The organism is Methylobacterium sp. J-076, from assembly GCF_022829405.1.
GTDB lineage: Bacteria > Pseudomonadota > Alphaproteobacteria > Rhizobiales > Beijerinckiaceae > Methylobacterium.
Genome location: NZ_JAKSXW010000027.1, coordinates 24,172 through 31,263 on the forward strand (window position 1 = coordinate 24,172; position 7,092 = coordinate 31,263).

Annotated in this window: 5 protein-coding genes; 3 read left to right on the forward strand and 2 right to left on the reverse strand. The window is 69.5% G+C overall.

The window, feature by feature from the left end:
* Positions 1 to 151 precede the first annotated feature (151 nt).
* Positions 152 to 1,243: an alkene reductase gene (locus MKK53_RS01850; RefSeq protein ID WP_243926324.1), complete on the reverse strand. Its 1,092-nt coding sequence runs from the start codon at positions 1,241 to 1,243 to the stop codon at positions 152 to 154.
* Positions 1,244 to 1,505: 262 nt separating this feature from the next.
* Between MKK53_RS01850 and MKK53_RS01855 the strand changes: the two genes are divergently transcribed.
* The 3 genes from MKK53_RS01855 to MKK53_RS01865 all read left to right on the forward strand — a co-directional run bounded on the left by MKK53_RS01855 (position 1,506) and on the right by MKK53_RS01865 (position 3,937).
* Entirely contained in the window at positions 1,506 to 2,141 is a 636-nt protein-coding gene (locus tag MKK53_RS01855; RefSeq protein WP_243926326.1) for a TetR/AcrR family transcriptional regulator, read from the forward strand.
* A 336-nt stretch (positions 2,142 to 2,477) separates the two neighbouring features.
* Positions 2,478 to 2,627 (forward strand): hypothetical protein, encoded by a 150-nt coding sequence (locus MKK53_RS01860; protein WP_243926328.1) that lies wholly within the window; start codon positions 2,478 to 2,480, stop codon positions 2,625 to 2,627.
* A gap of 77 nt (positions 2,628 to 2,704) precedes the next feature.
* Positions 2,705 to 3,937 carry a Fic family protein gene (locus MKK53_RS01865; RefSeq protein WP_243926330.1) on the forward strand — a complete coding sequence of 411 codons (1,233 nt, stop codon included), beginning with the start codon at positions 2,705 to 2,707 and terminating at the stop codon, positions 3,935 to 3,937.
* A gap of 236 nt (positions 3,938 to 4,173) precedes the next feature.
* On the opposite strand, the gene MKK53_RS01870 is transcribed toward MKK53_RS01865, so the two are convergent.
* The gene (locus tag MKK53_RS01870) at positions 4,174 to 6,318 is read right to left on the reverse strand and encodes a sodium-translocating pyrophosphatase (RefSeq protein WP_243926332.1); all 2,145 of its coding nucleotides are present in this window, start codon (positions 6,316 to 6,318) and stop codon (positions 4,174 to 4,176) included.
* Positions 6,319 to 7,092: the final 774 nt, after the last annotated feature.

Consider the following 7,092-nt stretch of genomic DNA (forward strand, 5'->3'; position numbering starts at 1 on the left):
TAGTGACGCGACCGCACGCTGCCTAGGTCGTTCCGCTGCAAAAGTCGTGGCCGTGCGCGGCGGAAACAGCGTGCGCGTGCAAGGGGCTGGGCAGGGCGGGCCCCGGCGGGGCCCGCCCTGTCGGCGGTTGCGCCGAACCGGCGAAGGCGCCTCAGGCGGCCTTCGATCCGGCGAGGGTCGGGTAGTCGATGTAGCCCTCCGGGCCCTGCGAATACCACGTCCCCGCATCGTCCTTGGCCAGGGGCGCGCCCTCGGCGAAGCGCTCCGGCAGGTCCGGGTTGGCGATGAAGGTCCGGCCGAAGGCGATGGCGTCGGCCTCGTTCCGGTCCAGGGCCTCCTGGCCGCTCTTCCCGTCGTAATCCGCGTTGAGGATCAGCGGGCTGCGGAAGACCTTGCGCATGGCCGGGGCGATCGGCGGGTGGTCGGCCTTGCCGAAGGTGCCGTCGGGGCCCGGCTCGCGCATCTCCAGGAAGGCGATGCCGATCTCGTCCAGCGCCTTGGCGGCGGCGACGAAGAGCGGCTCCGGGTTCGAGTCGTTGGTGCCCTGGATCGCCCCGTTCGGCGACAGGCGCACGCCCGTCCTCTCGGCGCCGGCGACCTTCACCACCGCCTGCGTCACCTCGCGGAGCAGGCGGACACGGTTCTCGATGGAGCCGCCGTACTCGTCGGTGCGCAGGTTGGTGCCGTCGCGGAGGAATTCATCGATCAGGTAGCCGTTGGCGGCGTGGATCTGCACGCCGTCGAAGCCGGCGGCCAGGGCGTTGGCGGTGGCCTTCTCATAATCCGCGAGGAGACGCGGGATCTCGCCGACCTCCAGGGCACGGGCCTGGGAATAGGGCTTCTTGCCCTCGTAGGTGTGGGCCTGGTCCGGGGCGGTGGTGGCCGAGGACGAGACCGGGGGCTTGCCGCCCAGGAAGTCCGAATGGACCATCCGGCCCATGTGCCAGATCTGGCAGACGATCTTGCCGCCTTGGTCGTGCACCGCCTTCACCACCGGGCGCCACGCATCCACCTGCGCGTCCGACCAGATGCCGGGGGCGAAGGGCCAGCCGAGGCCCTCCTGCGTGATGCCGGTGGCCTCCGTCAGGATCACGCCGGCCCCCGCACGCTGCGTGTAGTACTGCGCCATGATCGGCGTCGGCACGTGCTCGCGGGTCGCCCGGCCCCGGGTGAGGGGGGCCATGAAGATCCGGTTCTTCGCCTCGATGGCGCCGATACGGATCAGATCGAACAAGGATGGCATGGGGGATCGTCTCACTGCTGGGCCGGCAGGGACCGGCCGATGGGAAGCTCGTATGCCCGCCGACATGGCGCCGCGCCGCGGACCTGCCAGGGCGCAGTGCACAATGGGCGCATGCGCCGGGCGCGATCCCGGTCGCCGCCGGGCGGGGAATCGGTTATTGTAACGGCCGTTACGGGGATTAGATCTGTAACGGGCACTACAGCGCGTCAAGGCCGCTTCGGCGGCGCGCACGCCCGATGTGCGCCACGACACCGAGCAGGCGATGACCGCCATCACCCCACCGCGCGGCAAGGGCCGGCCCCGCAGCTTCGACCGGGCCCAGGCCCTGCACCGCGCCCTGGAGGTGTTCTGGACGCGGGGCTACGGACCCGCGACCATGGCCGAGCTCTGCGCGGCGATGGGGATCAACCCGCCGAGCCTCTACGCGGCCTTCGGCAACAAGGCCGCCCTCTTCCTGGAGGCGGTGGAGCATTACGAGACGACCTATTGGGCCGCCCCCTGGCGCCGCCTGAAGGAGGAGCCCGCCCTGCGCCCGGCGCTGGGGCGGTTCCTGTGCGAGGCGGCGGCGATCCTGTCGATGCGGGACGTGCCCTGCGGCTGCGTGGTGGTGCTGGCGACCGCCAACGTCGCGCCGGACGCCCAGGACATCTGCGACGCCATGAAGACCCTGCGGGAGGCCAGCCGCGCCGGCTTCCAGAACCGCTTCGAACAGGCCGTGGCCTCCGGCGACCTGCCGCCGGACGCGGATGTCCCAGCGCTGGCCGCGGTGTTCACGGCGGTGCTGCAGGGCATGTCGGTCCAGGCCCGGGACGGCGCCCCCCGGGAGGAACTGGAGCGCATCGCCCGGGCATCCCTGGCGATGCTGCCGGAGCCTGGACCGTCATTGCGAACGCAGTGACGCGATCCAGGGCAGCGGGCCGCCTCCGACGATGGTGCGTCCCTGGGCTGCTTCGCTTCGCTCGCGATGACGTTGCGGGCCGGCGGGGAAGCCGGCGCGAACGAATCCGCGCCGGCCTTGAGCCTATGATAGCCGATCCAATGTCCCGCATTCCGTCCTGAGTGGGATCGGCTGTCCGAACAAAAGTTTCGTGGCTGAAACGCAAAAGTTCCGCATAGGCCGCGACGGGCCAGGAAACCTGAGGTGCATGGCTTCTGCCGGCTTCTACCTTGCCTGTTTCGGCAGGGCACTCGTCCCGGTCGCCGGCGTCTCCGATGGCCAGGACGGGGCGCCGCCATGGGCTACGACTACAGCAATCCTGAGAACCGCCTGCAGGCGGCCTCGCTGCTCCGTGAGCCGAAGGGCCGGCTGACCTCATGGGAGGCGGTCGGGATCGCGCCTGGTTTCGGCATTGCCGGGGGGAGCCCCCTCGAAGATCGGCAATAGATATCGGCAACCGCATCCCAATCAGGATTGGTTTCGAGCGGTTTGTCAAAAGGTTGCTATGAGGGCATCATCGGCAAATGTCCCTGTGCGAAACCCCGTCCCGGATCGAGCCAGCCTATTTCGAGGATGACGTGCCGCGCGTCCTCGCCGACTTGGTGGCTGACCTGCAGACCGAGGCCCACGACCTGGGGAACGACCTTCATGCGATCCCGGCGGAGGAACTCGCCGAGCTCGTGCGGCTCATGAACTGCTACTACTCCAACCTTATCGAGGGGCATGCGACGCGTCCCCGCGACATCGAACGGGCGCTCGCCGACCAGCCCGTCGATCCGGAGAGGCGCCCCCTGGCCCAGGAGGCGCGCGCCCATGTCCTGGTCCAGAGGGAGATCGACGCGCTTCATCGGGACGGGCGGCTTCCGTCGCCGACCTCCATCGCCTTTCTGTCTTGGGTGCATCGGCGGTTCTACGAGGAGATGCCCCCCGAGTTCCGAACCGTCCGGATGCCGGACGGCTCCGATCGCCCGATCGTTCCGGGGGCGTTCCGCTCGACGGCGGGCGACGACGTCGAGGTCGGCCGGCACAGGCCGCCGTCCTCGGATCGGGTCGGCGACTTCATGACCTATTTCGAGCGGCGCTACGGAATGGCGCGCGGCGGGAGCACTCGGATCATCGCGATCGCGGCGGCCCACCATCGGCTCAATTACGTTCACCCGTTCATCGACGGCAACGGACGCGTCAGCCGCCTGATGTCCCACGCCATGGCCCTGGATGCCGGGATCGGAGGGCATGGCCTCTGGTCCCTGTCCCGCGGCCTCGCCCGAGGGCTGCGCGACCGGAACGAGTACAAGAGCATGATGGATATGGCCGACAGCCCACGGCGGGGGGATCGCGACGGGCGAGGCAACCTCTCGCAGGAAGCCCTGAGGGACTTCTGCGCCTGGACGCTGACGGTCATGATCGACCAGGTCCGGTTCACGAAGGCGGCCTTCAGGCTCGATGCGCTGGAGGGACGCTATCGCCGGCTGCTGCGCGACCTCGGCCACGACGCGAGGGCGGAAGATCTCGTTGCGGCCGTCCTCAAGGTCGGCGAGATGGAGCGGGGGCAGGCGCGGATCTACCTGGCGACCTCGGATCGCACGGCCCGGAACGTCCTTTCGAAGCTCGTTTCGGAGGGCTTCCTGAAATCGGGCACGCCAAAGGGCCCCGTCCGCGTCGCCTTTCCGCTTGATTACCGCGAACGCCTGTTCCCGAACCTGTTCACCGATGCCCCGATCGAGGTCCCGAAGCCTCCACCGTTCCGGATCCCGTAGCGATTCGTCTGCCAGCGCACAGGGATACGCCGGCCGGCCCGGAGAGATGGGCCGAGGCTGGCATGCGCCGTCCGAGTTATCACTTGCGCAAACGAAGCAGGTCGACGCAGGGACTGGCCCACAGATAAAATCGGCGAAGAAAAAGGCCGCCCGGCGAGCGGGCGGCCTCAATCACCCTAGGTGGCGACAGCACGGAACTTTAGGGGCTTAGAGCGGAACATTGGGTCGGCTATCGCCTACGCGTGCGCCAGCACCGCCAGCAGCAGCAGGGCGATGATGTTGGTGATCTTGATCGCCGGGTTCACGGCGGGGCCGGCGGTGTCCTTGTAGGGGTCGCCCACCGTGTCGCCCGTCACCGCGGCCTTGTGGGCCTCGGAGCCCTTGCCGCCGTGGTGGCCGTCCTCGATGTACTTCTTGGCGTTGTCCCAGGCGCCGCCGCCCGAGGTCATCGAGATGGCGACGTACAGCCCGGTGATGATCACGCCGAGCAGCATCGCGCCCACCGTGGCGAAGGCCTGGGACTTCCCCGCGATCGGCTGGATCACGAAGAACAGCACGATCGGCGACAGCACCGGCAGGAGCGAGGGGACGATCATCTCCTTGATCGCGGCGCGGGTCAGCATGTCGACCGCCCGGCCGTAATCCGGCCTGTCGATCCCCTGCATGATGCCGGGCTTCTCCCGGAACTGGCGGCGGACCTCCTCCACCACCGCCGCGGCCGCCCGGCCCACGGCGGTCATGGCGATGCCCGCGAACAGGAACGGGATCAGCCCGCCGAGCAGCAGGCCGACGACCACGTAGGGGTTCGAGAGCGAGAAATCGACGCTCACCCCCTGGAAGAACCGGTACTGGGTCGGGCTCGCGTTGGCGATGAAGTAGTTCAGGTCCGACGTGTAGGCGGCAAACAGCACCAGGGCGCCGAGCCCGGCCGAGCCGATGGCGTAGCCCTTCGTCACCGCCTTGGTGGTGTTGCCCACCGCGTCGAGGGCATCGGTCGACTTGCGCACGTCCGGGGGCAGGCCCGCCATCTCGGCGATGCCGCCCGCGTTGTCGGTCACCGGCCCGAAGGCATCGAGCGCCACGATGAAGCCGGCGAGCGCCAGCATGGCCGTGACGGCGATGGCGATGCCGAACAGGCCGGCCAGCGAGTGGGTGCCGATGATGCCCGCCACGATCACGATGGCCGGCAGGGCGGTCGATTCGAGCGAGATCGCCAGCCCCTGGATCACGTTGGTGCCGTGGCCGGTCACGGAGGCGTCGGCGATGGACTTCACCGGGCGGAAGTTGGTGCCGGTATAGTACTCGGTGATCACGACGATGAGCGCGGTGATGGCGAGCCCGATCACCGCGCAGCCGAACAGGCCGCCGGCCGTGAAGGTCACCCCGGTCGAGGTGGTGAAGGCGGTGGAGAACGGGCCGAGCAGGGTCCAGGTCACGGCGGCGATGGCCACGATGGAGAGCAGGCCCGCCGTGATCAGGCCCTTGTACAGCGCCCCCATGATCGACTGGTTGGCCGAGAGCCGCACGGCGTAGGTGCCGGCGATGGAGGTGATGATGCAGGCCGCGCCGATCGCCAGCGGGTAGAGCATCATCGGCTCGAGGGCGGCCCGACCGCTGCCGGTGGGGCCGGAGAAGAAGATCGCCGCCAGCACCATGGTGGCGACGACGGTCACGGCGTAGGTCTCGAACAGGTCGGCGGCCATGCCGGCGCAGTCGCCGACGTTGTCGCCCACGTTGTCGGCGATGGTGGCGGGGTTGCGGGGATCGTCCTCGGGGATCCCGGCCTCGACCTTGCCCACGAGGTCGCCGCCCACATCCGCGCCCTTGGTGAAGATGCCCCCGCCCAGGCGCGCGAAGATCGAGATCAGCGAGGCGCCGAAGCCGAGTGCCACCAGGGCGTCGATCACCTCGCGGCTCGACGGATCGAGCCCGGCGCCGCGGGTCAGCACGAGGTAGTACAGGGCGACGCCCAGCAGCGCGAGGCCGGCCACCAGCATCCCCGTCACCGCCCCGGACTTGAACGCCACGTCGAGGCCCGCGCCCAGCGAGAAGGACGAGGCCTGCGCCGTGCGCACGTTCGCCCGCACCGACACGTTCATGCCGATGAACCCGGCCGCCCCGGAGAGCACCGCGCCGATCAGGAAGCCGATGGCGACCTTCAGGCCGAGGAACACGGCGAGCGCCACGAATAGCACGACCCCGACGACGCCGATGGTGAGGTACTGCCGCTTCAGGTAGGCCTGCGCGCCCTCGGCGATCGCCCCCGCGATCTCCTGCATGCGCTGGGTGCCGGGGTCGCGTTTCATCACGTCGGTGATCGTGACGATGCCGTACGCCACCGCGCACAGCCCGCCTGCGATGATCAGTATCAAGGGAAGCATTCGACCGTCCTTCGTGATGGGGTGCCTGGCGTGGGCATGTCGTGGTCGAGCTCGGCCGGGTCGGCCGTGGGACGTGGCGCTCGGCCCGGGGCGCTTTCCTTCCCAGGGCATGCATTGATTGCCAAACTTCGCCGCAGAGCGCAAACGAGATCAGTGATCACCCCGCGCAAATGCTGCATCGCGAAATAAAACCGGACGGAGGGCAGGCTTTTCTCGCAGATGCGACGCCTCACAACTTGGGGCTGTGGTTGGCGCGCCGCGTCTTTCCCTCCCCCCTCTGCGGGGGAGGGTACCCTGCGCAGCAGGGGGGGAGAGGGGAGCGACGCCTCCGAAATGGTCGCGCCGGGCGCCGTGTCCTGCACCGTCGCGCTGCCCCTCTCCCGACCCCCTTTCGGGGGCCACCCTCCCCCGCAGAGGGGGGAGGGACCCGTGGCGGGTTTCAGGAGTGGCAGAGGGGCCAGAAGGGCGCCCGCTCACCGGGAGATCCCCTCCCCCCTCTGCGGGGGAGGGTACCCTGCGCAGCAGGGGGGAGAGGGGAGCGACGCCTCCGAAATGGTCGCGCCGGGCGCTGTGTCCTGCACCGTCGCGCTGCCCCTCTCCCGACCCCCTTCCGGGGGCCACCCTCCCCCGCAGAGGGGGGAGGGACCCGTGGCGGGTTTCAGAAGTGGCTGAAGGCGCCCGCGGCGAAGCGGCGGTGGGTGCCGTCGGCCATCGCGAAGGCCGGCACCCGGTCGCCCGCCACCACCGTGCCCACGGCCGTCATGGCGAGGCCGG

Coding starts and splice junctions, on each gene's coding strand:
- MKK53_RS01870 (WP_243926332.1), bottom strand. CDS start 6,318: ATGCTTCCCTTGATACTGATCATCGCAGGCGGGCTGTGCGCGGTGGCG.
- MKK53_RS01860 (WP_243926328.1), top strand. CDS start 2,478: ATGGGCTACGACTACAGCAATCCTGAGAACCGCCTGCAGGCGGCCTCG.
- MKK53_RS01850 (WP_243926324.1), bottom strand. CDS start 1,243: ATGCCATCCTTGTTCGATCTGATCCGTATCGGCGCCATCGAGGCGAAG.
- MKK53_RS01865 (WP_243926330.1), top strand. CDS start 2,705: ATGTCCCTGTGCGAAACCCCGTCCCGGATCGAGCCAGCCTATTTCGAG.
- MKK53_RS01855 (WP_243926326.1), top strand. CDS start 1,506: ATGACCGCCATCACCCCACCGCGCGGCAAGGGCCGGCCCCGCAGCTTC.